The following is a 23,176-nucleotide window of genomic DNA, read 5'->3' as shown; positions in this document are numbered from 1 at the left end:
TCTCGCGTAGTGTGCACCTTTATCCCAGATATCTACACAGCGTGCGGGTGTTACCCGCACGTAGAGTTTCGAAGTGCCCGCTCGAGGCGCCGGTGGGCGGCCGTCATATCCGGATGATCACAGCAATCGGCATTCCGCACCCGGCCTGGCAACCTCCGCGTAGCGTTCCTCCCGCAGTGTGCACGTTCTCTCCTGAGCAACCACGCAGTTTCTGCTCGATACCGCTCGGACGGCCCGTCCGGGACGGTTACCGATTCAGATCGCACGGAACCAGGACAAGGAGATCGTCATGAAAGCCACACGCCTCGTTCGTCTGGGTCTTCCCCCGTTCTTCGCCGCGGCGGCGGCCCTGTTGTTCTGTCCACCCACCGTCTCCGCCCAGGAGATGTGGAGCTACAACTGTTCGTCCCATTCGCCGGTGTGGGAGGGCAGGGTGACCGCTCTGGACTGCACGGCGTCCGACGGTGCACCGATGAGCGGAGAGATCACGCAGCCGTTCCGGGTGAACGGCGGCGAGATCGTGAGCTGCACGTCCGGATGGGCTCACCTGCCCGACGTGATGGGCAAGGAATGCGGACCCGCGCCGATGCAATAGCCGGTCGACTGCTCGGCGAGTGGGCCTTGCCGCTTCCGGCAAGGCCCATTCGCTTTCTGCTACCCGGCTGACGGGGGCCGGGTCGCTGAAAAAGAAGTGGTCGGGTTCACCGGCCGGGGTCGGCGCGTACGTGTGATCCCACCCCTTGCTGACCGAACAGGATGAGAAGCTCGACCGCGCCGCCGTCGGCGCTGCCCAGCCAATGCGGCACGGAAGTGCCGAACTCGGCCGCCTCACCGGGTGGCAGCGTCAGGTCGCGCTCGCCGAGTACGAGCCGCAAGCGGCCGTTGAGCACGTACAGCCACTCGAAGCCTTCGTGCGTCTGCGGTGTCGGTTCCAGCGGTTCCGGCCGCGCGGGGATGATCATCTTGAACGCGTGGACTCCGCCTGGGCGTCGCGACAGCGGCACGAAGACCATCCCGAAACGCCGGATCGGTTTCAGGTGTATCCGGGGATCGCCGGTGCGCGGGGCGCCGACGAGGTCGTCGAGCGGAACGTTGTAGGTACGAGCGAGCGGCAGCAGTAACTCGAGGGTCGCCCGGCGTTGCCCGCTCTCCAGTCGCGACAGTGTGCTCTCCGATACGCCGGTCGTGGTCGCGAGGTCGGCGAGGGTGATTCCGCGGTCGCGCCGCAACGCGCGCAGCCGAGGCCCCACGGCGTCGAGCACGTCGTTTGTTTCGCGGTCCATCAGCTCATCTTGCCGGAACGGCAAGATCGCGTGCCAATGCGTGCTGTGGCTACCGAGACTGAACGTGTTCCGACAGAAGGAGTCTCCAATGAGCACCACCGACGCGGTCACGTTCTGGAACGGCGTCTACGCCGACCGGCCCGCGGCCGCCGACCCGCGTCCGAACGATCTTCTCGCCGAGACGGTCTCGTGTCTGCCACCCGGCGACGCGTTGGACCTCGGATGCGGTGAAGGCGGCGACGCACTGTGGCTGGCCCGTCGCGGTGGAGCGGCTCATCGGCCTCGCCCGCTCGCACGACCTGGGCGATCGCATCGCCGCCGAGCGGCATGACCTGCGCGAGTCGTTCCCGCAGGGCGCGTTCGACCTGATCTGCGCCCACTACCTGCACACCCCGTTCGACCTGGATCGGGCAACCGTCCTGCGCGCAGGCGCGCACGCGCTGCGTCCGGGCGGCAGGCTGCTGGTGGTCGACCACGGCTCGACCGCGCCATGGTCATGGAACCAGGATCCTGACCTCCGGTACCCGACCCCGCACGAGGTCGCCGCGGGAATCGGGCTGGACCGGGCAAGCTGGAGAGTCGAGCGGGCCGACGCACCACGGCGACGCGCGACCGGACCGGACGGACGCACTGCCGAGGTCACCGATCACGTCCTGCTCATTCGCCGCACCGCCTGACCCGAATCCGACGAAGGAGACCAGCGTGCCAACCATCGCGCGACGCCGCGACACCCCGCCGCCCCGGACCGGAGGCAGCGAAGCCGAGATCCTGCGCGGATTCCTCGACTACCTGCGGGCCGCGATCGCAGCGAAGGTCGACGGCGCCCCCGAACCACGGGTGCGGACAGCCGCCGTGCCGTCGGGCACGAACCTGCTCGGCCTGCTGAATCATCTGACCGTCGTCGAGCGCTCCATGTTCCTCGGAGACGAGGTCACCGATTGGCAGGCGACGTTCCAGGCCGCACCGACCGACAGCGTGGCCGATGTCGTCGCCCGCTATCGGGACACGGTCGAACGTGCGAACGAGATCCTCGACGGGTGCAGCGATCTCGGCGCACCCGTCCCACGGTCGCGACCGGCCCGTCCCGCTCCTACCCTCCGCTGGGCACTCACCCACATGATCGAGGAGACCGGCCGCCACGCGGGCCACGCGGACATCCTGCGCGAACTGATCGACGGCACGACCGGCCGCTGACATCTTCGAGCACTATGTGACGGGCGGTAGCGGTACGCCGGCCATCCTGATCCTCGGCCGACCATAAACCTGGTACGGCCGGTGGCCGAACATGCCCGCACTGGCGGCGACTCGATGCGGTCCGAGCCACCGCCCGGCGCGGGGTGCCGGACAGCAGCCCGCGCCTTCGGTGGATGGCCGCGAGACAGCATGGTCACCGGCGAACGAGGTCGAAGACGAATCCCTCGATCGTGACTCCCGGTGCGAACGAGAAGGCGATACCGGTCGAGACCGGCTTGTCGGCTCCGGTCTGAGCGGCGATCCGTTCGAGCACGAAAATCAGCGAGACGCTCGACATGTTTCCGTACTCAGCGAGAACCTTCCAGCTCGTCGACGAGGCTTCCGGTGGGAGGCCGAGCGATCGCGCGGATTCGAGCAAGATCTTCGGCCCGCCCGGGTGGATTGCCCACGCATCGATGTCCGACTGCCGTAATCCATTGCGGCGCAGCACGTCTCCGACTACGGGAGCAACGCCGTTGTAGATGTACCGGGGTACGTTCTCCGACAGCTCGCACGTGATGCCGTCGTGGTTGACGCCGACCACGATGCCGTCCTCGGTGGCCTCGAACAGATGAGTGAATCGGTCCCGGATGACGATCGTCCCGGCTTCGGCTCGCTCCCCGCCTCGGTTCGCGCCGATGACGACCGCGCCGCAGCCGTCCCCGAAGAGGCTGCCGATCACCGCGTCGTTGAAGTCGTCGACGGGGACGGCCTGCACCGAGTTGAGCTCGATGCACAAGACCATCGCCTTCTTGCCCGGGTTGGCCAGGACGAAGTCCGATGCGGCGCGAATTCCGTTCATCGCCGCCGCGCAGCCCATGAAGTTGACCACCAGGCGAGCCACCGACCGAGGCAGTCCGAGGTTTTCGACGACCGCGACGTCGACGCCGGGCGCGATGACCCCGGTGCTCGTGGCGAACACGAGAAGTCCGACGTCGGCCGGGTCGACACCGTCGAGCGCGCGCCGCGCCACATCGACCGCCAGTGGAACGGCATGGCGGTAGAACAGGCGCATGCGATCCTGGATCGTCGCTGCCGCACCGTTGGGCGCATGGATCCGGGCATCGAGCGGGTCGACCGCGAAACGCCGGGTGTCGATCATGGTATTGCGAAAGATGCGTCGGATCCGCTCCTGCTGCTGCCGATCGGTGAACTGCCCGGCCATCCACTCCGCCGCGACGGATTGGTCGAGGACCAGGCTGGGCGAACCGGTCGCAATCGCCTCGATGACGGGTACGGTCGTCGGGGGCGACGACCGAGTGGTGTGCTCGCGTGCTTGCGCGGTTGTGCGGGTGAGAAGTGCATGGTCGAGAGCAGATGACATAGAGCCCGTTCTTCCTCGCTCGAACGCTTCGGGGAATGTGCACTCCAATCATCAGAGAGCAAACATGCGGCAACTAGTCACCCAAGGTGTGTGGATCCCCACCCCCCGCATCCCGACGCCGCAGCGGAGCCGGGCTCACGAGTCACCTTGCCGCTGTCGAGGCCGGAGTCGATTCGCCCGCCCTGGTTCAATCAGGTGAAACGTCGGCGGGAATCGTCGCGCGCAGTAACCTATGCGCCTCCGGGTCGCCGTCGAGTGCGCGAGTGGTGCGGCGGACGATACGCCAGCCGTGCGGCGTGCGGGCGAGTTCGAACCGGTTCGCCCCGGCACGCCGGACGCGGAAGACGCCGTCCTGGTGGCGAATCAGCAGCGATTCGCATACGGCGACGGCGTTGTCGCCGTCGATGACGACGTGCGCGGGGCCGAGGAAGTGCGAGCATCCCGTCGCGATCAAAGACTGGTGGGCGTCGGAACGGACCATCGCGTGGACATCGGCACGGGAGCGCATATGCCATCCCGCTACGTCGTATTCGCCGTCCTCGGTCCACAGGGCGGCCACCGCGTCGGCGGCGCCGGTGTCCACGAATGGACCGTAGGAGGCGATCAACCTGGTCACCTCGAGTTCGTCCTCCAGGCGGCGCACCCGCTGTTCCAGCCGCGTCAGTCTCGCGTCGTCCATGGTCGGTATCCCTTCGTCGGGTCTCAGAGGGCGGCGGCCACGGAGTGCAGCGCGGCGAGTTGGTCGCAGTAGTTCCCGGCGTCGGAAGCGCGAACCGCGCAGGTGACGACGGTGGCCCCGGCGTCGCGCAGCCGGATGAGGCGGCGGCGTGCGTCCTCGGGGTCGGTGAGCGGGTCCAGTGCGCGACCGGGGTTGAGCACTACTTCGAACCCGTCGGGCAATGTCACCGATCGCAGGTGGTCGGCGAGCGCGGTGGCGGACAAGCCGAAAGGCACCCAGCCGCTACCGGATTCGACCGCCCGGCGCAGCGATCGGCGCGTCCGGCCGCCGACCCAGATCACCGGCTCGGGGGAAGTGGCGTGCGGTTCGATGACGAAACCGTCGACTTCCTTTCGACCCCAGGCAGCGCGTAGCGCGGCCAGCCTTCGGTCGGCGACCGCACCTCGCGCGTCCCACTCGGCCCCGAGCAGTGCGAATTCCTCGGACAGCGACCCGACTCCGACACCGAGGACCACTCGGCCCCCGCTGAGCCGGTCCAGGGTGCCGTAGCGTTTCGCCAGGGCCAGCGGGTGGTGGTAACCGAGGACGAGAACCGAAGTCGCCAACCGTATCCTGGTGGTTCTCGCCGCCAAGAACGACAAGGTCGCCAACGGATCCCAGTACGTCGATCCGCGCGCGGCGGCGGCGTCGGCGGGCACGCCGATATGCTCGGAGCAGGTCAGGTGATCGAATCCGAGAGTATCGGCGGCTTCGGCGATCCGAGCGAGTTCCGCTGCCCCGCCGGTGGCTTCCCACGGCGCGGCGATGCCGGGAACCTGCACCACGATGGGGGTGGACAGTCCGATTCTCATGCGCGTTCCGGTGCGGGAAGGCCGATCAGGCGCCGCATCGTCCGGTCGGCGCGCAGCACGGCAGCCGCGCGATCGGGGTCGTTGCGTTGCGCGGCGAGGCGCTCGTGTCCGGTGACGATGTGCACCGGTCCGTGTCCGAGCATCGCCAGCCCTTCGTCGGCGACATCGTCCGGATCCGACACCGGCATGCCGGGAATGTCGAAGTCGAGACCGACTCGCTCCATCGCCGGGGTCCGGGTCACGCCGAGCACGAGTTCGAGCACGTCGACGTCGTGGTCGCGCAACTCGAGCCACAAGCTTTCGGCGAAGATCCGACCGAACGCTTTCACACCCCCGTACACCGTGTGTTGCCGTGAGCCCAGGTAACCGGCCAGTGATCCGACGAGCAGGATTCCACCGCGCCGCCGGGTGCGCATCGCACGGCCGAAGTGAGCGGTCAACGCCAGCGGTGTGGTGACATTGAGATCGATCACGCGCTGGAAAGCGGCCGAGTCGCCGTCGAGAAAAGGGGCGCTGTGGGTATTGGCACCCGCGTTGTGTACCAGTAATCCGACCTCGACGTCGCTCACCGCGTGTGTCACCGCCTGCGCTGCGGCGGGCTGCGCGAGATCAGTCGCAAGGGTGCGAACTTCCACGCCGAACGTGCGGCACTGCTCGGCGGTGGCCTCTAGCGGATCGGGTCGGCGAGCCACCAGCAGCAGATGTATACCCGCCGCGGCCAACCGCAGGGCGAACGACCGCCCCACCCCTTCGGAGCCGCCGGTGATCACCGCCCAGGGGCCGTAGCGGCCCGGTTCCACCTGCGATCGCAAACTCGCCATGGTTCCCAGTTCTACAACGGAAGCGGGACAAATACTAGAGTGAATTCTAGTTTCTGATCGGAGGTGTGCTGTGCCGCGGATAGCGGAGTCGCGCGAGCCAGGGCGAGCGTCCACAACGAGTCAGATCGCGCGGCGCCGCGCGATCCTGCGTTCGGCCGCGCTGCTGGGCAGCGAACACGGGCTGGAGCGTGTCCAGATGTCCGATGTCGCTGCCTCGGCGGGCGTCGCGCTGGGCACGCTGTATCGCTACTACCCGTCCAAGCACCACCTTTTCTCCGGTGTGCTGGAAGCCGCCGTGCAGGACCTGCCCATCCCGGCCGGGCGACCACCGGATCCGGTCGCGGCGGTCTGCGACTTCATGGAGCAGACCACTACCGGACTGCTGCGGCGCCCCTTGCTGGCCCGGGCCATGCTCGTCTCGGTCAACGCCGTGCGCTCGGCCGGTGCGGTCGCGGTGGATACGACGATGCGCGACCGGATCGTCGCTGTCGCGGGCGTCACCGCACCCGATGCCGAGGACCACCGGCTGGCGCGGCTGGTGGAGCAGTGCGCCTACGGCATCCTCACCTGGGCCGTGGCCGGTCAACTCGACGCGGACGAAGCGGTATCCGATGTACGCCGAGCCTGTGCCCTCCTGCTCGCACCGTGGGCCGACCGCGGACCGGAGTGAACGACACGCTCGTTGCTCGCGGGAGGTTCGCTGTCGCGGCATTCCCACCAGTGGCGAACTTCTGGCTATCGATCCACCTATGCTGCTCGTTGACCGACCGATCGGGGTAGTGAGCGGGAGCGGACGGCCGGCCCGTTTGTGAGGACTACGTGTTGGACAGGCGATGACGCGACTCGTGCACTTCGTGGGCAGCTTGCCCGCACCGTTGACGACCGACGACCGCGAGGTGCTGGAATGGTTCGTCGAGCGCAGCCGAGGCCACCGGCTCACCGGCGTTCCACGGGATCTGGATCCCACGTGGGTCGTGGAGTATCTGCGCGCGCGGGAGAAACACGACGACGTCTTCGAAGTGGTGCGCAGCGGTGACTTCGCCGACTACGCCGACATGCGCGTCTACGGCCTTCGCCGGGGCGCCGTCCTCGAACCCCGGCACGTGGCGATGGACCGGGTCGACCGGATCGCCAAGGCCGCCAACGCCTTCCGCGCACTGCGTGATCGGCGCCCCGAACTGGCCGACACCGGATTGCAGATCAGTCAACCGAATCCGCTCGACCTGGCGCTGTTCGTGTTCGGTGGCGCTGCGGTGGCCGACGGCCTCCCGCTCGGGCGCGCGCTGCGTCACCTTCGGACGGTGACTCCCGCGCTGCGCAACCTGCCGGTTTTCGTGGAGGCCGCGCTGGCCGAAATGGCCCGGCTCACAGCGGATCACGGTGATCTGATCACCTGGCAGGTGGAGTCGCCGATCGCCCAGCTCGCGCTGGTGAAGGCGGCGCGGTTCGGTATGCGGGCGCCGATTGGCCGTCTGGTCGCACGACAGTTGGCCGGCTTCCTCGCGCGGACGCACGAGATCGGCGCACAGACCATCGTGCACCTTTGCTATGGCGACTACCAGCACAAAGAGCTTCTCGCCCCGCGTGATCTCGCGCCTGCCGTCGAACTCTTGAACGCCGTCGCACGCGAGCTGCGCGCTCGCGCGGTGCCGTTGCCGCCCGCGCACATCCCCTGCGCCTACGGTGCTCACCCCGCCCCGGTGGATCCGGCGTTCTACCGGCCGCTGCGCCGGCTGGACGAGGACTGGCGCGTCATCGCAGGGGTGGTATCGCCGGAGGGAGCGCAAGACAGTATCCGTAGCCTGGCCATGTTCGAAGCAGCCGCAGGCCGGACCGCGTACGGTGTGGCGACGGCATGCGGCCTCGGCCGATGCACCGTCGAGGAGGCCGAGCTGGCCGCCGCGGCAACCGTGGCGACCGCTGATGCCGCAGAGGTGTCGGTGATCTGACGCGCCCGGGCGGCTGCCATGTTCTCGGCGCACCTCGATCGGTGTCGGCCCGCGCCATGCGCAGTCTGCCGTCGCTACGGGTTCCGGCCGATCGGTCGGTGATCGGCCAGGAGCCGGCCTCCGAGGAAGTCCAGAACCTGGTGCAGCGCTGCCTGGGTGGGCTGGCCGGGTTCATCGATGAGATGTTCGGTCAGGACCGAATGCGGGCTGAGCACGGCATCGGGATTGGCGTCGGCGTCATCGAGTTCGATCGCTGTGAACGCGTCGCCGAGTTGGTCGCGCAGGAAATCGAATCGTTCGGCGGGCGAACGGCGATCGCCGCGGAATCGCAGCCCCATGACCGGCAATCCGCCCGCACAGCGCTCTTTGACGCGGGCCAGGTCGGCGGGGGACAGGTCGATGGAGTACTTCTGCCGGGAGGTGAATCCGAGGGGCAATCCGGGCTGGGAGAGTACAGGTGCGAGCAATCGGTCGTCGACGGCCATCGCCAGGGCGAATCCGCCGGTGAAGCACATTCCGACCGAGCCGACGCCCGGTCCGCCGCAGCGGTGGTGCTCGTGCTCGGCCAGCGCTCGCAGCCACTGCACGACCGGCGAGGTACGTCCGGTCGCGAGCACGACGAACTCTCGGCTCACGCAGATCGGGCCGAACTGTCCGGCAACGTTCGCCAGCGCCGAGACGAGTCCGTGCGCGGCCGGACTCGGATCTCGGCCCGGATTGCCGTACAGATGCGGAACGACCGCCGTGCACCCGATGGCCGCGACCCGCCGCGCGAAGTCGAAGACGTGCGGCGAGATGCCGGGAAATTCCGCCATGACGATCACGGCGGGTCCGGAGCCCTTGCGGAACAGGGTGCGAGTCTTGCCTTCGTAGGTGAAGGCATCGCGCTGGAAGTCGACGAGAGTGTCATCGGCCATGGTGGGGTCCTCCTCGAAAGTGGACCATCACTATCGGCCGGGCGACGTCGCCGGTTATAGGACGAATGTTCCCGCGACGCTCCGTCGGCGGCCGGGACATCAGCGTGAGCAGTTCGTCATCGACAGCGGGGGAGTGTGCCGATATCCACTGTCGTGGCATTCGATTGGTTACGAAGCGTCAGTCGACCGGCCGCTCACCCGATGCCGTCGCCCGGTCCCACTTGAATGCCCACCACGCAGGTGTCGTCGTCGGTGTTGGCGTCGCTGTGATCGAGCAGATGGTCCAGGCGGTCCTCCAGGCTTCCGGTGAACTGGGCCGACATGGCGAGCAACCGCTCCACACAGTCGTCCAAGAGCCGGTCGCGGCGCTCGATCAGTCCATCGGTGTAGAGCAGGAAGATGTCGTCCGGTTCCAGCTGGAGTTCGGCTTCCTCGTACGTCGTCTCCGCCACAGCGCCGAGCAGGATCCCGTCAGGGGGAGGCAGGGCGGACGCCCGGCCGGCGCGCACCAGCACCGGCGGCAGGTGGCCCGCACGAGCCCATCGCAGTATCCGGGTCTGGGGGTCGTAGAGGCCGCAGATGGCGGTGGCGTAGATGTCGTCGGTCAGGTGATGTGCCACCAGGTTCAGCCAGGTCAGCATCTGCCCCGGCTTGGCGCCGGTGGCCGCGAGGCCGCGCAGAGCGTTGCGCAGTACGACCATGCCGGTGGCCGCCTTGATGCCGTGACCGGTGATGTCGCCGACCGACACCAGGATCTGCTTGGACGGTAGCGTCACCGCGTCGTACCAGTCGCCGCCCACCACATAGTCCTGGTCGGCGGGTTGGTAGCGCACCGCGATGCGCAGACCGAACGCCTCGATGGACGGCTGCGCGGCGGGCATGATCGCCTGCTGGAGTTGCAGCGCCAGCCTGCTCTGTTCGGCGGCCTGCTGCTCGGTGTGCGCGAGGCGGTCCTGGGTGGCCGACAGCGCGACCTCGGTCCAGTGCTGGGCGGAGATGTCCTGGTAGGCGCCACGGATGGCGAGCAGGTGTCCCGCCGTGTCGACCACCGGTTCGGCGATGATCCGAATATGACGGGCGTCGCCGTTCGGCCGGATCAGACGGAACGCCGTGGAGGCCGAGCGACGGTAGCGCAGCAGGGTTCGCAGGAATCCCCGCACCGCTTCCGAGTCGTCGTCGTGGACGTGACCCGGCAGCTGCGCGACCGGGATCGGGTCGGCGGCGGGCTCCAGGCCGTAGAGGTCGTACAGCTGGCTGCTCCACGTGATTTCGCCGGTGGCCGCGTTCTCCTCGAACCCGCCGACGCGTCCCAGGCGCTGGGCGTGTTGCAGCAGCGCCGCCAGCCGCGCCGTCTCGTCCTCCACGCGCCACACCACGAGCACGGCATCCCTGTGACGGCTGATGCTGAGCGCGGCCGGGACGGTCAGCGGTACCTGGCCGACCAATTCGGTCAACATCACCCGCTCGGCGCGGTAGGTCTCACCGGTCGCGAAGACGTGCTCGATCCGCTCGAACAACTGGCCCCCGCCCGCGGCCATCGGGTACACCTCGAGCAGCAATGTGCCGTCGATCAGGCCGCGTGGGCGGCCGGCCGGGTCGATGAAGCACCGGTTGACGTGGTGGATACGGAAGTCGGCGAGCGCGCCGTCGTCACCGAGGTGAGGTAACAGCACCAGGGCCGGGTCGAACAGGCTGTCGGCCAGCAGGACGAGATCGGCGACGTCGGGCAGGTCCGGCGAGCCCGCGGCGGACAGGTCCGACTCCAGAGTGTGCGCGCACAGCTCTGCCAGCGCCTCGAGTTGCCGGTGCACTCCAGGTGGCTGCGGTTCGAGGGGCTGCGGGAAGCACACCTCCAGCACGCCGATCAATTTGCCGCCGGTGCCGGCGGGGATCGCTGCGCGGCCGCCGTCGCGGTCACCGATCGACGGAATCCCCGAGACACGAAGATCCTCGATCCACTGCGCCCGGCGTTCGACCAGCGCCAGCCGCGCCGGGGTCACCACCCCGGGTGGCACGTATCGCCACCGCTCGGCCTCTGGTAGGTCGATGCCGGCGAAACCGGCCAGGGACAGCGATGCGTCGAGGCCCGCCGACCAGATCGCCACTGCCGTGGCACCCAGCGGCGCCACGGCGTGTTCGAGCACCGATTGCGCGACGCGTTGGGTGTCGCCCGCCGCGAGCAACCCGCTCTCCGCGGTACGCAATCGCACCGCCGCCGATGACTTCTCCGCGGTGGCGGTACGCAGCAGGAACTCGTCCACCACCGCGCTGACTTTGTCTTGCGCGGCCTGGTTGACCAGATCGACGGCCACCTCCAGCGAGGTGACACCCGCTTGCTCGGCCAGGGCGTCGAGCTGCCGCGCCGCCGCGGCGGGCCCACACCGTAGCCGCTCGACCAGCACGCCCTTCGCCATCTCGATCAGCGCTCGACCGTCGGCGGTGGCCTGAGCGCGCTGAATCTCCGCACGCAATCGCTCCACGGTGGCCGCGAGGCGGGTGACGGTGGGCTCCGCGGCCGAGTCCGCGTTCGGTGTCATCGCGGTTGCGGCGTCGGTGGCGTCCGAGTCGGTCATCAGGCGCCCAGCCATTGGTGGATGCATGCGAGCAACGCGTCGGCGTCGACCGGCTTGGTGACGTAGTCGTTGGCGCCGGAGGCGAGGCTCTTCTCCCGGTCGCCCAGCATGGCCTTGGCCGTCACGGCGATGATCGGCAGGTCTCGATACTGCGGCATCTGGCGGATCTTCGCCGTCGCGGCGTAGCCGTCCATCTCGGGCATCATCACGTCCATCAGGACCAGATCCGTCTCCGAATGCGCGAGGAGCATGTCGATACCCTCGCGTCCGTTCTCGGCATGCAGCACGGTGACGCCGTGCAGCTCGAGAATGCTGCTGAGCGCGAACAGATTACGGGCATCGTCGTCGACGATCAGCACCGTGCGACCGGCGAGTTTGCCGTCCGGCCGCTGCGGCGCGGCGATCGGCGACTCCTCGCCACGGACGAGGGGCAGCACGTCGCCGGGCGCCTCGGCGGTGACGTGCAGCGCGATCCGCTCCCGCAGTTCGTCCAGACTGGACAGCAACTCCAACGGCCGGCGCACGGTGCGCTCCTGCAGTAGGCGCTCCTGCTCGGAGTCGAGTCGGCGGTTGTTGTGAGCGAGCACCGGGACGTTGCTCATCGCCGGGTCCCCGTCCATCGTCTCCAGCAGCCGCAGCGCGGCGCTATCGGGCATGTCCAGCTCGAGCACCACGCAGTGGAACACCTCGGCGGCCATCGCCGAGGCCGCTTCTTGCACACCGATAGCGGTGACGACCTGGACCGGGCCGCGTGGATCGTTGCTGTCGGCGAGGTCGGCCACCGCGCTCTGCGCGACCAGGGACAACAGTCCCTGCGGACGTTCCTCCACGACCAGCAGTCTGCGGTGCTGCTGCGGCGCTCCGGGTGCGGGGGTGTGTTCGGGATGGCTGCCGGCCTGCTGCGTATCCTCCCGCTCCGGGTGTGACGCCTCCTGGAAGTCCGGCCGGGCGACCGGCAGATACAGAGTGAACGTGCTGCCTTTACCGGGGGTGCTCTCTGCGGTGATCGCGCCGCCGAGCAGGTAGGCGATCTCACGGCTGATCGACAGGCCGAGTCCGGTGCCACCGTACTTGCGGCTGGTGGTGCCGTCGGCCTGCTGGAACGCGCCGAAGATCGTTTCCAGCTGATTTTCGGTGATGCCGATGCCGGTGTCGATCACCCGGAAGGCGACGGCCGGACCGTGCCGCCGCGCGGCGACGGGCAGTTCCCCCGTCCCCGCCGGCTCGATCCTCAGCTCCACGGACCCGCTCTCGGTGAACTTCACCGCGTTGGACAGCAGGTTGCTCAACACCTGCCGCAACCGCGAGTCGTCGGTGAGCAGATCCGCGGGCAGGCCGGGTGCGGTGGTGACGTGGAAGCCGAGGCTCTTCTGGGTGGTCATCGGCCGGAAGGTGGCCTCCACGTAGTCCAGCAGCTTGCGCAACGGTACGGCTTCGGGTGTGACGTCCATCTTGCCCGCCTCGACCTTGGACAGGTCGAGGATGTCGTTGATGAGCTGGAGCAGATCCGAGCCGGCCGAGTGGATGATGCCCGCGTATTCGACCTGCTTGGGCGTCAGATTGCGGGTCGGGTTCTGGGCCAGCAGCTGCGCGAGGATGAGCAAGCTGTTCAGCGGCGTGCGCAACTCGTGGCTCATGTTGGCCAGGAACTCCGACTTGTACTTCGAGGCGAGCGCGAGCTCCTGTGCGCGGGTCTCCAGCTCTTGGCGCGCCTGTTCGATCTCGAGGTTCTTGGCCTCGATGTCGCGATTCTGGGTCGCCAGCAGCGCCGCCTTCTCCTCCAACTCGGCGTTGGATCGCTGCAACTCCTCCTGCTGCACCTGCAACTCCTCCGAGCGAGCTTGCAGTTCGGTGGCCAGGCGTTGCGATTCGACCAGCAGCTCGTCGGTACGGGCGTTGGCGATGATGGTGTTGACATTGACGCCGACCGTCTCCATCAACTGGTCGAGGAAGTCCTGGTGGATGCGGGTGAAGCGGTGCAGCGAGCCCAGCTCGATCACGCCGAGCACCTGGTCCTCGACCACGATCGGCAGCACGAGGAGGTTGACCGGCGCGGTCCTTCCCAGCCCGGAGGAGATGGTGAGGTAGTCGCCGGGCACGTTGTCCACGGCGATCGTGCGGCGGCTGCGCGCCGCCTGCCCGACCAGCGACTGACCGAAGGTGAACCGAGACCGGCTGCCCGGCTTCTCCGGGCTGCCATAGGAGCCGATCAGCCTCAGCTCCGGCCGCTCGGCCGTGTCGTCGGCCAGATAGAACGCACCGAACTGCGCGGAGACCAACGGTGCCAGCTCCGCCATGATCAGCTCGGCCACCACGTGCAGGTCGCGCTGGCCCTGCATGAGTCCGGAGATGCGAGCGAGGTTGGTTTTCAACCAGTCCTGATCCTGGTTGGCCTTGGTGGTCTCGCGCAGCGACTCCACCATCGAGTTGATGTTGTCTTTCAGTTCCGCGACCTCGCCGGACGCCTCGACGGTGATCGAGCGGGTCAGGTCGCCTTCGGCGACGGCGCTGGTGACCGCGGCGATCGCGCGGACCTGACGGGTCAGGTTGCCGGCCAGCTCGTTGACGTTCTCGGTCAGCCGCTTCCAGGTCCCCGAGACGCCCTCCACCTCGGCCTGCCCGCCCAGCCGGCCCTCCGACCCCACCTCACGGGCTACGCGGGTGACCTCGGCCGCGAACGCGGAAAGCTGATCGACCATCGTGTTGATCGTGGTCTTCAGCGCGAGGATCTCGCCGCGCGCGTCCACGTCGATTTTGCGGGTCAGGTCTCCCTGCGCGACCGCGGTGGTGACCTGGGCGATGTTGCGCACCTGGTTGGTCAGGTTGTTCGCCATGGAGTTGACGTTGTCGGTGAGGTCTTTCCACGTTCCCGCCACGTTCGGCACACGGGCCTGGCCGCCGAGCATGCCCTCGGTGCCGACCTCGCGCGCGACGCGGGTGACCTCGTCGGCGAACGCGGACAACGTATCGACCATCGTGTTGATCACGCCGGCCAGCGCCGCGACCTCGCCCTTCGCCTCCACGGTGATCTTCTGGCTCAGGTCACCACGGGCCACCGCCGTGGCGACCTGAGCGATCGAGCGCACCTGGCTGGTCAGGTTCGAGGCCATCACATTGACGTTGTCGGTGAGGTCCTTCCAGGTACCCGACACGCCACGCACGGTGGCCTGGCCGCCGAGATTGCCCTCGGTGCCGACCTCCCGGGCGACGCGGGTGACCTCGTCGGCGAACGCGGAGAGCTGGTCGACCATCGTGTTGATGGTTTCCTTGAGTTCCAGGATCTCCCCGCGCGCATCGACCCGGATCTTCTGGGTCAGATCGCCGCGGGCGACGGCCGTGGTCACCTCGGCGATGGACCGCACCTGTGCCGTCAGGTTGTCGGCCATCACGTTGACCGACTCGGTGAGGTCCTTCCAGGTGCCGGAGACGCCCTTGACGTCGGCCTGGCCGCCCAACCGGCCCTCGGTGCCCACTTCGCGGGCGACGCGGGTGACCTCGTCGGCGAAGGCGGAGAGTTGGTCGACCATCGTGTTGATGGTGTTCTTCAACTCGAGGATCTCGCCGCGCGCGTCCACCGTGATGTTCTGGGTCAGGTCGCCGCGCGCGACGGCGGTGGCGACCTGGGCGATCGACCGCACCTGTGCGGTCAGGTTGCCCGCCATGAAATTGACCGAGTCGGTGAGGTCCCGCCACGTGCCCGAGACGCCCTTGACGTCCGCTTGACCACCGAGGATGCCCTCGGTGCCCACCTCGCGGGACACGCGGGTGACTTCGTCGGCGAACGAGGACAGCTGGTCGACCATCGTGTTGATGGTGTTCTTCAACTCCAGGATCTCGCCGCGCGCGCTGACGGTGATCTTCTGGCTCAGATCGCCGCGCGCGACCGCGGTCGTCACCTGGGCGATGTTGCGGACCTGGTCTGTCAGGTTGCCCGCCATGAAGTTCACCGAGGCGGTGAGGTCGCGCCACACGCCGCCGACGCCGGGCACCTCGGCCTGTCCGCCCAGCCGGCCCTCCGAACCCACCTCGCGGGCCACGCGCGTCACCTCGTCGGCGAAGGCGGACAGCTGGTCGACCATCGTGTTGACCGTGTTCTTCAGCTCGAGGATCTCCCCGCGCGCGTCCACGTCGATCTTCTGCGACAGGTCTCCGCGGGCCACGGCTGTCGCGACCTGAGCGATGTCACGCACCTGGCTGGTCAGGTTGCCTGCCATGGCGTTCACCGAATCGGTCAGGTCCTTCCAGGTCCCGGACACGCCGGGCACCTCGGCTTGACCACCCAGCCGCCCGTCCGTGCCGACCTCGCGCGCCACGCGGGTGACCTCGGAGGTGAACAGTGACAGCTGGTCCACCATGCCGTTGAACACCGTCGCGATCTCACCGAGCAGCCCGTCGGCGTCCGTCGGCAGCCGGGTCCGGAAATCGCCGTCGCGCACCGCGGTCAATCCGGCGAGCAGTTGGTGCAGCTCGCCCTGGTCGGGGGCCGCAGCGTCCGGCCTCGGCGCAGTGTGGACGGCTGCCGCCGCTGTGTCCGTCATTGCCATCCTCGCTCTGGTCCACCGGTTCGAAACTGGAAATCCAGCCGGTCCGAGTGGGAACCCAGCTCGCCGATACCCGTGGACGACGAGTCACCGACCCACGGTTGGGCCGGCGGTTCCCGGCGGTAACACTACGTTCCTCGAACACGAGTCCGCGACATCATCCGTACGCATTCGGCGGACTTCGACCGAGCTGCTCGGCGGTTCGACCCTGGAGATTGCGCTGCGCGTGCCGGACGTCCTGTCCGATTCGGTGAGAGGCGCGCCCGCTCCGCCGCATCGACATATTTCGGATCGTTCCGGCGACGGTTGCTGTGATGCCCGAGGCGGCATGCGGGCACGAGTGGACTGTCGATCGGTGGCATTTCAACATTGCGGCCCGGTGCGAAGCGCTGCCGGTGTGGCTTGCCGTCGGTCTGAATCAACCTCTGCTGGAATGGGTTTCGGTCCTCCGCAGAGCACGGATAGACTCCCACTCGGTGCAGCGAGTCCCGGCTGATACCTGGGCCACGAATTACCGGGCGTGCGTGAAAACCCCGGATGCAAAGGAGACATTCATGCCCGGACCGGAGTTTGCGACTCTGCGTGATCAGGTGGCCGCACTGCGGGCCAAGACCATCTCGGCCACCGAACTGCTCGAGCTGACCATCGGGCGGATCGAAAAATTCGACGACAAGGTCAACGCCGTTGTGGTGCGGGATTTCGACCGCGCCCGCGCCGCCGCGAAGCAGGCCGACGCGGCGCTGGCGCGCGGTGAGCAGACCCCACTACTCGGCGTTCCGGTGGCGGTGAAGGAATCCTTCAACGTTGCGGGCCTGCCGACCACGTGGGGATTCCCCGACGCGAAGGATTGGCAGCCCGACGAGGACGCGGCGCTGGTGACGCGGGTCAAGGCCGCAGGCGGGGTGGTCATCGGCAAGACGAATGTGCCGCGGGCTCTGCACGACTGGCAGTCCTACAACGACATCTACGGCACCACCAACAACCCGTGGGACCTGGCGCGCTCGCCCGGCGGGTCATCCGGCGGCTCCTCCGCCGCGCTCGCGGCAGGGTATGTCTCGCTCGCGCTCGGCTCCGACATCGGCGGATCGCTGCGAGTACCAGCGCATTTCTGCGGGATCTTCGCCCACAAGCCGTCACGGACACTGCTGCCGGGTCGCGGAAACACGCCACCTCGCACGCCCGCGTTACCCGCTCCGCAAGACCTCCCCGTGGTCGGGCCGATGACGCGCAGTGCCGCCGACCTGACGCTGGCGACCCTGCTGCTCGCCGGCCCCGACGAGGTGGAGGCGATCGCATACCGACTGGCGCTGCCACCGCCGCGCAGCGCTGAGTTCGACAACTTCCGGGTGCTGGTCGTCGACACTCATCCGCTGTTGCCGACGTCGACCGTCATCCGCGACGGTTTCGACCGCATCGCTCGAGGACTCGAAAAGGCCGGTGCCGCGGTCACCCGGCACAGCGCGCTGCTGCCCGACCTCACCCTGACGGCGCACACCTACCTGACGCTGCTGATGTCGCAGTTCGGCGCGGACGCGCCGGTCGACACCTATCGCGCGCTCCAGGCCGCCGTCGCCGATATTCCGCCGAACACCGACACCCCGGAGGCGGTCATCGGGCGAGCGTTCGTGGCCAGTCACAGCGACTGGATCAGGGCGGACCGGGTTCGCATCGGCCTCGCCGACAAGTGGCGACGCCTGTTCGACGAATTCGACGTGGTGCTGTGCCCGATCACGCCGACACCGGCCTTCCCCCACGACCATTCGGACATGAACACCCGCACGATCGAGATCGACGGCACCGCATACCCCTACAACTACCACCTCGTTTGGGCGAGTATCGCGACGCTGATCGGGCTACCGTCGACCGCGGCACCGATCGGGCGCTCACCCGAAGGGCTGCCCTACGGCATGCAGATCATCGGCCCCTATCTCGAAGATCGCACCACGTTGCGGTTCGCGGAGTTGATCGAGCAGGAGTTCGGCGGATTCAGCCCACCGCCGGGTTTCGCATAGGAGAGGCGGACACGGCCTGCGAGTTCGTCGCGATGACCGCCGATGAGTTTCGAGTGCCTAGGAGGTCTACCAGGTCATGAGGAGATTGATCTACGGGTTCGGCGTGTCCCTGGACGGCTACATCAACGACCGCGACGGCAGCATCGACTGGAGCAACCCGGACGAGGAGTTGCACCAGTTCCACAACGACCGCTACCGCCGGATCGAGATCTCGCTGCACGGCCGTCGCCTGTACGAGCTGATGGCCGAGTACTGGCCGCATCTGCCCGAGGACGCGTCGCGCATCGAGCGTGAGTTCGGCAGGCTCTGGACGGAGAAGCCGAAGGTCGTCTTCTCCCGGACGCTGGCCGAGGTCCACTGGAACAGCACGCTGGTCAGTGCGAACGCGGTCGAGGAGGTCCGCAGGCTCAAGGCAGGCGGCGATGGCGTGATGGAGGTCGGTGGCGCCGGCTTGGCGGCCTCGCTGATGCCACACGGGCTCATCGACGAGTACCAGCTGTTTCTCTCGCCGGTGGCGCTCGGCGGCGGCACACCGATGTTCCCCGCGCTGGACAAGCGCATCCGGCTCCGATTGGTCGAGACGAGGCACTTCGACACCGTGGTGATGCTGCGCTATCTCGCCGATTGAGGTCCGTTCGAGCACCGCGAAGGGCCGTAATCGCGACCCGATCACGCAGGCGGCGCGGATCGGTCGTGTCCGGTTGTCAGTGCGCCCGCTGCAACGTATCGCTCGCATGGCGAGCGCGGCTCACGCTCGATGGGAGGCGCTCGTTCGGTTCCTCGGCCGCGCGTCAGCTCGCGATGCGGGCTTGGATGCCGTCGAGGAGGAACTCGAGGCCGGTGCGGAAGGTTTGGTCGGCGTCCAGGTGGGCGGCATCGCGTATGACGGTGGCGAGGGCGGGGAAGCGGCCGGTTGCGAAAGTCCGCTCCAGATAGGGTCCGAAGGCGGCCTGCCACTGCCGCTTGTCCATCCCGGTGGCCCGCTCGGCGCGCCGCTCGGTGATCTCCCGGCGCACATCGCCGATCACGTACGCGTTGACCGCGTCGACCACCGGCATGATCCCGTTCGGCGACCCCGCCGCCGCCAGAGCCCGGCTGATCGACCTGCTCTCCGGCTGGGACGCACGGTTCACCGCGCTGATCGCGGCGCGCTGGCCGCGCATCCGGACGACTTTCCCGCCGCCATCGAAGAATACGAACGCGAGATGTTCGAACGCACCAGCGCGGCCGCCCGGATGTCCGCGGACATGCAGGAATTGCTGACGTCGCCGGACGCCGCACAGAAGGTGCTGGCGTTCTCTCAACCCGGCTGAAACGCCACACGGCTCGTGAAGTCGACTGCCAGCGGGGCGGCACGGTGTGGACCGAACTCGGCGCCCGGTGTGGCGGCTGGTGAGGTTCAGCTGTCGGGGTCCGGTGCGGGTGGGTCTTGGCGGGAGAGTTGGGCGTTGAGTTCTAGGGCTTCGGCGAGCTGGTCCTCCAGGACGATGATCCGGCACGCCGCCTCCAGCGGGGTGCCCTGATCGACCAGCGCGCGAGCGCGGGCGGCGATACGCAGTTGGTAGCGGGAGTAGCGACGGTGCCCACCTTCGGAACGCTGGGGTGTCAGCAGTTCGGCGGCGTCGAGGCCGCGCAGGAAGGCAGGGGTGACGCCGAGGATTTCCGCGGCTCTGCCCATGCTGTAGGCGGGGTAGTCCTCGTCATCGAGCCTCTCGGCGGCACCGGAAGCGTCGATGGGGTCGGTGGGGTTTGTGTTCGGTTGCTGCACAACACCTCTGGATTCATACGACGACAGGCCCCGGCGCGTCGTGCGCCGGGGCCCAGGATATCGAGGGGATTTTCACGTCAATTCCGTCGGTCGGCGCGGGGGCCGACCTCGGGTACTGCGCCCGGCACCAGGCCGGGACGCGGAATCTGGGAAGAGTTGTTCAGTGACCACCTCCTGGGTCGCCGGTTGTCTGCGGAATCTCGTCATCCCCTCCGGCGGTCCGGCCGACTGCACCAGGTTCTCTTCTCCGCCGGAGGGGATGGTCCATCTTGCTTCCGGTGCAGGTCACCTGCCCGGCCAACCAGACTTTCATCTCCAACGACAGTGACTGTATACCAAGCCTCCCAGAATGTCTACATCCTGCGATGGAGATTTCTTCCTGCCCAGACAAGGCTCTTTCTCAGCGTCCGGCCGGCCGGCATGTCACCACGGCACTACTCCTGCGTCATCGAAGAACCCGCCGGTCGGTCCGTCGTCGGGCAGGGTCGCGAGACGCACCGCGATCGCCGCGCCCTGCGCGGGTGTGCGGACGCCTCGAAATCCGTTGAGGTCGGTTGCCGTGAAGCCGGGGCAGGCTGCGTTGATCAGGATGTTGGTGTCGCGCAGTTCCTTGACGTATTGGACGGTGACGGCGTTGAGGAAGGTCTTCGACGCCGAGTAGGCCGCGGAGATCGGGCCGGTATCGGCACCGGGAGTGGTCTGCCGGGTGAGGGAGCCGACTGTGCTGGACATATTCACGATCCGCGGCGATGCCGAGCGCCGCAGCAGCGGCAGCACCGCGTTGGTGACGCGGATGACGCCGATCACGTTGGTTTCCACGGCGTCCCGCACCGTCGATGGGGAGACGGCGGAGGGCGTCTGCGGCATGCCGCCGGTTATGGCCGCGTTGTTGACGAGCACATCGAGGCGTCCGATACGGTCCGCGATCACGTCGGCGGCGGCGGCCACGCTCGCGTCGTCGGTCACGTCGAGCGGTACGCCGAACGCGTCGGCGCCACCCGCCCGCAGCTTCGCCACGGCGGCTTCGCGGCGCTGTTCGTCCCGGGCACCGACGCCGACACTCCAACCGAGGGCGCCCAAGCCGGCCGCGATCTCGTACCCGATGCCCTTGTTCGCGCCGGTCACCAACGCGATCGTCTGTTCACTACTCATACGGTCGATCCTGTTCCGAGCCTCGACGGGGCGTCCAACACCGAGTGGGTGGCAAGCGATACCGCTCGGGTATCGACGCTGGTGGGCGACGGATACCATGGGCGTCGTGGAGACGCGGGAGCTGCGATACTTCGTCGCCGTCGCTGAGGAGTTGCACTTCGGACGGGCGGCGCAGCGGCTCGGGATCGCGCAGCCCCCGCTGTCCCGGGCGATCGGGCAGCTCGAACGGCGGCTCGGGGTGGTACTGCTGCGACGAACCAGTCGCGCCGTCACCTTGACCGAGGCCGGGTCGGTGCTGCTCGGGGAGGCCCGAGCGGCGCTGGACGCGGTCGAGGCCGCCGAGCGACGCACCCGGCGCGCCGCCCTCGCCGCGACCGGCCGGGCCGGCGTTGTCTTGGCCACGAAGGCAGGAGCTTCCGTCGAACTGCTGGCCAAACTCCTCGACGCCTACGCCGCCGAACCCGGCGCGGTCACCATCGATGTGCTCCTGTGCGGGATCGGTGAGCAAGAGCGACTGCTCCGAGACGGACGGGCCGACGTGGCGCTCTTGCACCGGCCGTTCGACGCGACGGCCGGGTTCGACACCGAGGATCTGTACACCGAGGGGCAGGTCGCGCTCCTACCGGCCGGGCATCCCCTCGCCGATCGGTCCCACGTGCGGATGGCGGAGGTCGCCGCGCTGCCGGGCCTGCCGATGCCGCGCTGGCCCCGGCGAGACGGCACCTACCCCGACGGCCCCGGCCCACTGGCACGCGACCATACCCAGCTGCTCCAGTTGATCGCCCTCGGACGGGCTTCGGCGATCCTGCCCGAGTCCGTGCGGGCCCATCTGCGCGGCGACCACGCCGCCGTGCCGGTACTGGACGCCCCGGCCGTCACGACAGTGATCGCGTGGCCACCGCACAGCCGATCGAAGGCCGTTGCCGATCTCGTTCGGACTGCTACCCGCCTCTAGCCGCTTCCGCGCGATCTCCACGCCCATGAGCGTCATCGGTAGATCTACCGGCGGGCGGCGCACCGCAGACATCTGCTGGTGTCGCTGACGCTCATCGCCACCGCGGGATTGGTGATATTCGGCGCGCTCGGCGTCATCCTGGCGTACGCGCTCACTGCTTCCGACCGGCTTCCAGAATCGTGCCGACCGCGGCGGTGATATCCAGCTCGGGGTCGAGGGTGGCTGCGGCGCGCAACCCGGCCGCGGCCATCTCGAGCATGCAGTCGACCATTTGCTCTACGTCGAACGGTTCGTCGTTCTGCAACCAGTAGACGGTGGCCTCATCGAGGGCGCCGATGCTCGACCGTGTCATCATGCGCAGGGCGGGGACCTGCGGGTCGAGGCCGAGCAGCGTGCACCACCACTCGATGGCGCGCCATCGCCCGGCTTCGAATGCCTCCCCGGTCTCGGCGTCGGTGTCGCGCCCGCTCAGGACCAGGCGCAGCGCCAAGCCGCGGTGCGCGGCGAGATATCGGAAATGGGCGGCCAATCCGGCGCGGATCTGCTGAGCGGCGGAGAGGTCGGGATCCAACCGCTGTGCTCGGACGATCTTGTCCGCAGCGTCGCGCATGGCCTCCAAGTAGATGCCGCGTTTGTTGCCGAAGTAGTGGAAGAGCAGTCCGTGGGCGACACCAGCGGTCTTCGCGATATCGGCGACGGCCACCTCCTCGTAGCTCTGCGCGGAGAACACTTCGACCGCGGCGTCGATGAGCCGCTGCCGGGTCTCGGCGGCTTGCGTCGCCCGCGCCGTGCGCCCTTTCGGTGCTGCCGCGGTCATCTGTACCCCCTTCCGTCAACGGTCTCCAGTCCGATAGTGCTGGGTTACCAGGCGAAACACAAGTTGATTCAAATTCATTGACATATAGTCAATCAGCGCCGTAGCCTGTGACATGGCACTCATGCGGTTCGCCGCATTCCCGCCCCGAGCGAGCGACCGGACGGTCTTCGCCCTCAAGCGGAGCCGCACCTGTTCCGCACCGGCCAATGACTGTTCCCACCTCACCCCGCTACCGCATATGAGTAGTCCGCTACGCGGCTGTACGTTCTGTGCCCGCGCCGATGGGGTGACTCGTCGACGT

20 protein-coding genes are annotated in these 23,176 nt (G+C 68.0%); 8 read left to right on the top strand and 12 right to left on the bottom strand.

Annotated features, from left to right (window positions below):
• The first annotated feature begins 289 nt into the window (after positions 1–289).
• Positions 290–595 (top strand): hypothetical protein, encoded by a 306-nt coding sequence (locus ABZ803_RS14345; RefSeq protein WP_357037102.1) that lies wholly within the window; start codon positions 290–292, stop codon positions 593–595.
• 106 nt (positions 596–701) lie between these two features.
• Here the strand turns inward: ABZ803_RS14345 and ABZ803_RS14340 are convergent, their stop codons facing one another.
• Positions 702–1,283 (bottom strand): XRE family transcriptional regulator, encoded by a 582-nt coding sequence (locus ABZ803_RS14340; RefSeq protein ID WP_357037099.1) that lies wholly within the window; start codon positions 1,281–1,283, stop codon positions 702–704.
• Between the two features lie 227 nt (positions 1,284–1,510).
• Between ABZ803_RS14340 and ABZ803_RS14335 the strand changes: the two genes are divergently transcribed.
• Entirely contained in the window at positions 1,511–1,960 is a 450-nt protein-coding gene (locus tag ABZ803_RS14335; RefSeq protein ID WP_357037095.1) for a class I SAM-dependent methyltransferase, read from the top strand.
• Between the two features lie 25 nt (positions 1,961–1,985).
• A complete protein-coding gene (locus ABZ803_RS14330) occupies positions 1,986–2,477 on the top strand; it encodes a DinB family protein (RefSeq protein WP_357037093.1) in 492 nt (163 codons plus the stop codon).
• A 193-nt stretch (positions 2,478–2,670) separates the two neighbouring features.
• Here the strand turns inward: ABZ803_RS14330 and ABZ803_RS14325 are convergent, their stop codons facing one another.
• The 4 genes from ABZ803_RS14325 to ABZ803_RS14310 form a co-directional block, all read right to left on the bottom strand.
• Positions 2,671–3,840, bottom strand: a complete 1,170-nt coding sequence (locus ABZ803_RS14325; protein WP_357037090.1) for a 3-oxoacyl-[acyl-carrier-protein] synthase III C-terminal domain-containing protein — start codon at positions 3,838–3,840, stop codon at positions 2,671–2,673.
• 187 nt (positions 3,841–4,027) lie between these two features.
• A complete protein-coding gene (locus tag ABZ803_RS14320; protein WP_357037087.1) occupies positions 4,028–4,519 on the bottom strand; it encodes a nuclear transport factor 2 family protein in 492 nt (163 codons plus the stop codon).
• Positions 4,520–4,542: 23 nt separating this feature from the next.
• Positions 4,543–5,370, bottom strand: coding sequence for a TIGR03619 family F420-dependent LLM class oxidoreductase (locus ABZ803_RS14315; protein ID WP_357037084.1), 828 nt, complete (start codon positions 5,368–5,370; stop codon positions 4,543–4,545).
• Complete coding sequence (locus tag ABZ803_RS14310; protein WP_357037081.1) at positions 5,367–6,191, bottom strand: SDR family NAD(P)-dependent oxidoreductase; 825 nt, start codon at positions 6,189–6,191, stop codon at positions 5,367–5,369. Before ABZ803_RS14310 ends, ABZ803_RS14315 begins: the two co-directional genes overlap by 4 nt.
• 70 nt (positions 6,192–6,261) lie before the next feature.
• Here ABZ803_RS14310 and ABZ803_RS14305 point away from each other — a divergent pair, with 70 nt between their 5' ends.
• Positions 6,262–6,861: a TetR family transcriptional regulator gene (locus ABZ803_RS14305; protein ID WP_357037079.1), complete on the top strand. Its 600-nt coding sequence runs from the start codon at positions 6,262–6,264 to the stop codon at positions 6,859–6,861.
• A 163-nt stretch (positions 6,862–7,024) separates the two neighbouring features.
• Entirely contained in the window at positions 7,025–8,140 is a 1,116-nt protein-coding gene (locus tag ABZ803_RS14300; protein WP_357037077.1) for a hypothetical protein, read from the top strand.
• Positions 8,141–8,214: 74 nt separating this feature from the next.
• Here ABZ803_RS14300 and ABZ803_RS14295 read toward each other — a convergent pair whose 3' ends face one another.
• The 3 genes from ABZ803_RS14295 to ABZ803_RS14285 all read right to left on the bottom strand — a co-directional run bounded on the left by ABZ803_RS14295 (position 8,215) and on the right by ABZ803_RS14285 (position 16,168).
• Positions 8,215–9,057 carry a dienelactone hydrolase family protein gene (locus ABZ803_RS14295; RefSeq protein ID WP_357037074.1) on the bottom strand — a complete coding sequence of 281 codons (843 nt, stop codon included), beginning with the start codon at positions 9,055–9,057 and terminating at the stop codon, positions 8,215–8,217.
• Positions 9,058–9,251: 194 nt separating this feature from the next.
• The gene (locus ABZ803_RS14290; protein WP_357037071.1) at positions 9,252–11,630 is read right to left on the bottom strand and encodes a SpoIIE family protein phosphatase; all 2,379 of its coding nucleotides are present in this window, start codon (positions 11,628–11,630) and stop codon (positions 9,252–9,254) included.
• A complete protein-coding gene (locus tag ABZ803_RS14285; RefSeq protein ID WP_357037068.1) occupies positions 11,630–16,168 on the bottom strand; it encodes a HAMP domain-containing protein in 4,539 nt (1,512 codons plus the stop codon). The genes ABZ803_RS14290 and ABZ803_RS14285 overlap by 1 nt, the downstream gene beginning before the upstream one ends.
• A gap of 557 nt (positions 16,169–16,725) precedes the next feature.
• Here ABZ803_RS14285 and ABZ803_RS14280 point away from each other — a divergent pair.
• Both ABZ803_RS14280 and ABZ803_RS14275 read left to right on the top strand, forming a co-directional pair.
• The gene (locus ABZ803_RS14280; protein ID WP_357037065.1) at positions 16,726–18,183 is read left to right on the top strand and encodes an amidase; all 1,458 of its coding nucleotides are present in this window, start codon (positions 16,726–16,728) and stop codon (positions 18,181–18,183) included.
• Between the two features lie 76 nt (positions 18,184–18,259).
• Positions 18,260–18,811, top strand: a complete 552-nt coding sequence (locus ABZ803_RS14275) for a dihydrofolate reductase family protein (RefSeq protein WP_357037062.1) — start codon at positions 18,260–18,262, stop codon at positions 18,809–18,811.
• Positions 18,812–18,974: 163 nt separating this feature from the next.
• Here the strand turns inward: ABZ803_RS14275 and ABZ803_RS14270 are convergent, their stop codons facing one another.
• From ABZ803_RS14270 to ABZ803_RS14260, 3 genes are all read right to left on the bottom strand, one after another.
• The gene (locus tag ABZ803_RS14270) at positions 18,975–19,346 is read right to left on the bottom strand and encodes a TetR/AcrR family transcriptional regulator C-terminal domain-containing protein (protein WP_357037059.1); all 372 of its coding nucleotides are present in this window, start codon (positions 19,344–19,346) and stop codon (positions 18,975–18,977) included.
• 236 nt (positions 19,347–19,582) lie between these two features.
• On the bottom strand, positions 19,583–19,861 hold the full coding sequence (locus ABZ803_RS14265; RefSeq protein WP_357037195.1) for a MerR family transcriptional regulator: 279 nt from the start codon (positions 19,859–19,861) through the stop codon (positions 19,583–19,585).
• Positions 19,862–20,374: 513 nt separating this feature from the next.
• Positions 20,375–21,103 (bottom strand): SDR family NAD(P)-dependent oxidoreductase, encoded by a 729-nt coding sequence (locus ABZ803_RS14260; RefSeq protein ID WP_357037056.1) that lies wholly within the window; start codon positions 21,101–21,103, stop codon positions 20,375–20,377.
• A gap of 97 nt (positions 21,104–21,200) precedes the next feature.
• Between ABZ803_RS14260 and ABZ803_RS14255 the strand changes: the two genes are divergently transcribed.
• The gene (locus ABZ803_RS14255; protein ID WP_357037053.1) at positions 21,201–22,058 is read left to right on the top strand and encodes a LysR family transcriptional regulator; all 858 of its coding nucleotides are present in this window, start codon (positions 21,201–21,203) and stop codon (positions 22,056–22,058) included.
• 151 nt (positions 22,059–22,209) lie between these two features.
• Here ABZ803_RS14255 and ABZ803_RS14250 read toward each other — a convergent pair whose 3' ends face one another.
• Positions 22,210–22,875, bottom strand: coding sequence for a TetR family transcriptional regulator (locus ABZ803_RS14250; RefSeq protein ID WP_357037050.1), 666 nt, complete (start codon positions 22,873–22,875; stop codon positions 22,210–22,212).
• Between the last annotated feature and the right edge of the window lie 301 nt (positions 22,876–23,176).

Source organism: Nocardia sp. NPDC047648, assembly GCF_040642815.1.
In the GTDB taxonomy this organism is placed as follows: domain Bacteria; phylum Actinomycetota; class Actinomycetes; order Mycobacteriales; family Mycobacteriaceae; genus Nocardia; species Nocardia gamkensis.
The sequence above is the reverse complement of the archived record's forward strand: the minus strand, read 5'-3'. Positions and strand labels throughout refer to the sequence as shown.

Coding starts and splice junctions, on each gene's coding strand:
- ABZ803_RS14345 (WP_357037102.1), top strand. CDS start 290: ATGAAAGCCACACGCCTCGTTCGTCTGGGTCTTCCCCCGTTCTTCGCC.
- ABZ803_RS14340 (WP_357037099.1), bottom strand. CDS start 1,283: ATGGACCGCGAAACAAACGACGTGCTCGACGCCGTGGGGCCTCGGCTG.
- ABZ803_RS14325 (WP_357037090.1), bottom strand. CDS start 3,840: ATGTCATCTGCTCTCGACCATGCACTTCTCACCCGCACAACCGCGCAA.
- ABZ803_RS14320 (WP_357037087.1), bottom strand. CDS start 4,519: ATGGACGACGCGAGACTGACGCGGCTGGAACAGCGGGTGCGCCGCCTG.
- ABZ803_RS14315 (WP_357037084.1), bottom strand. CDS start 5,370: ATGAGAATCGGACTGTCCACCCCCATCGTGGTGCAGGTTCCCGGCATC.
- ABZ803_RS14310 (WP_357037081.1), bottom strand. CDS start 6,191: ATGGCGAGTTTGCGATCGCAGGTGGAACCGGGCCGCTACGGCCCCTGG.
- ABZ803_RS14300 (WP_357037077.1), top strand. CDS start 7,025: ATGACGCGACTCGTGCACTTCGTGGGCAGCTTGCCCGCACCGTTGACG.
- ABZ803_RS14295 (WP_357037074.1), bottom strand. CDS start 9,057: ATGGCCGATGACACTCTCGTCGACTTCCAGCGCGATGCCTTCACCTAC.
- ABZ803_RS14290 (WP_357037071.1), bottom strand. CDS start 11,630: ATGACCGACTCGGACGCCACCGACGCCGCAACCGCGATGACACCGAAC.
- ABZ803_RS14285 (WP_357037068.1), bottom strand. CDS start 16,168: ATGACGGACACAGCGGCGGCAGCCGTCCACACTGCGCCGAGGCCGGAC.
- ABZ803_RS14280 (WP_357037065.1), top strand. CDS start 16,726: ATGCCCGGACCGGAGTTTGCGACTCTGCGTGATCAGGTGGCCGCACTG.
- ABZ803_RS14275 (WP_357037062.1), top strand. CDS start 18,260: ATGAGGAGATTGATCTACGGGTTCGGCGTGTCCCTGGACGGCTACATC.
- ABZ803_RS14270 (WP_357037059.1), bottom strand. CDS start 19,346: ATGCGCGGCCAGCGCGCCGCGATCAGCGCGGTGAACCGTGCGTCCCAG.
- ABZ803_RS14265 (WP_357037195.1), bottom strand. CDS start 19,861: ATGGGCAGAGCCGCGGAAATCCTCGGCGTCACCCCTGCCTTCCTGCGC.
- ABZ803_RS14260 (WP_357037056.1), bottom strand. CDS start 21,103: ATGAGTAGTGAACAGACGATCGCGTTGGTGACCGGCGCGAACAAGGGC.
- ABZ803_RS14255 (WP_357037053.1), top strand. CDS start 21,201: ATGGGCGTCGTGGAGACGCGGGAGCTGCGATACTTCGTCGCCGTCGCT.
- ABZ803_RS14250 (WP_357037050.1), bottom strand. CDS start 22,875: ATGACCGCGGCAGCACCGAAAGGGCGCACGGCGCGGGCGACGCAAGCC.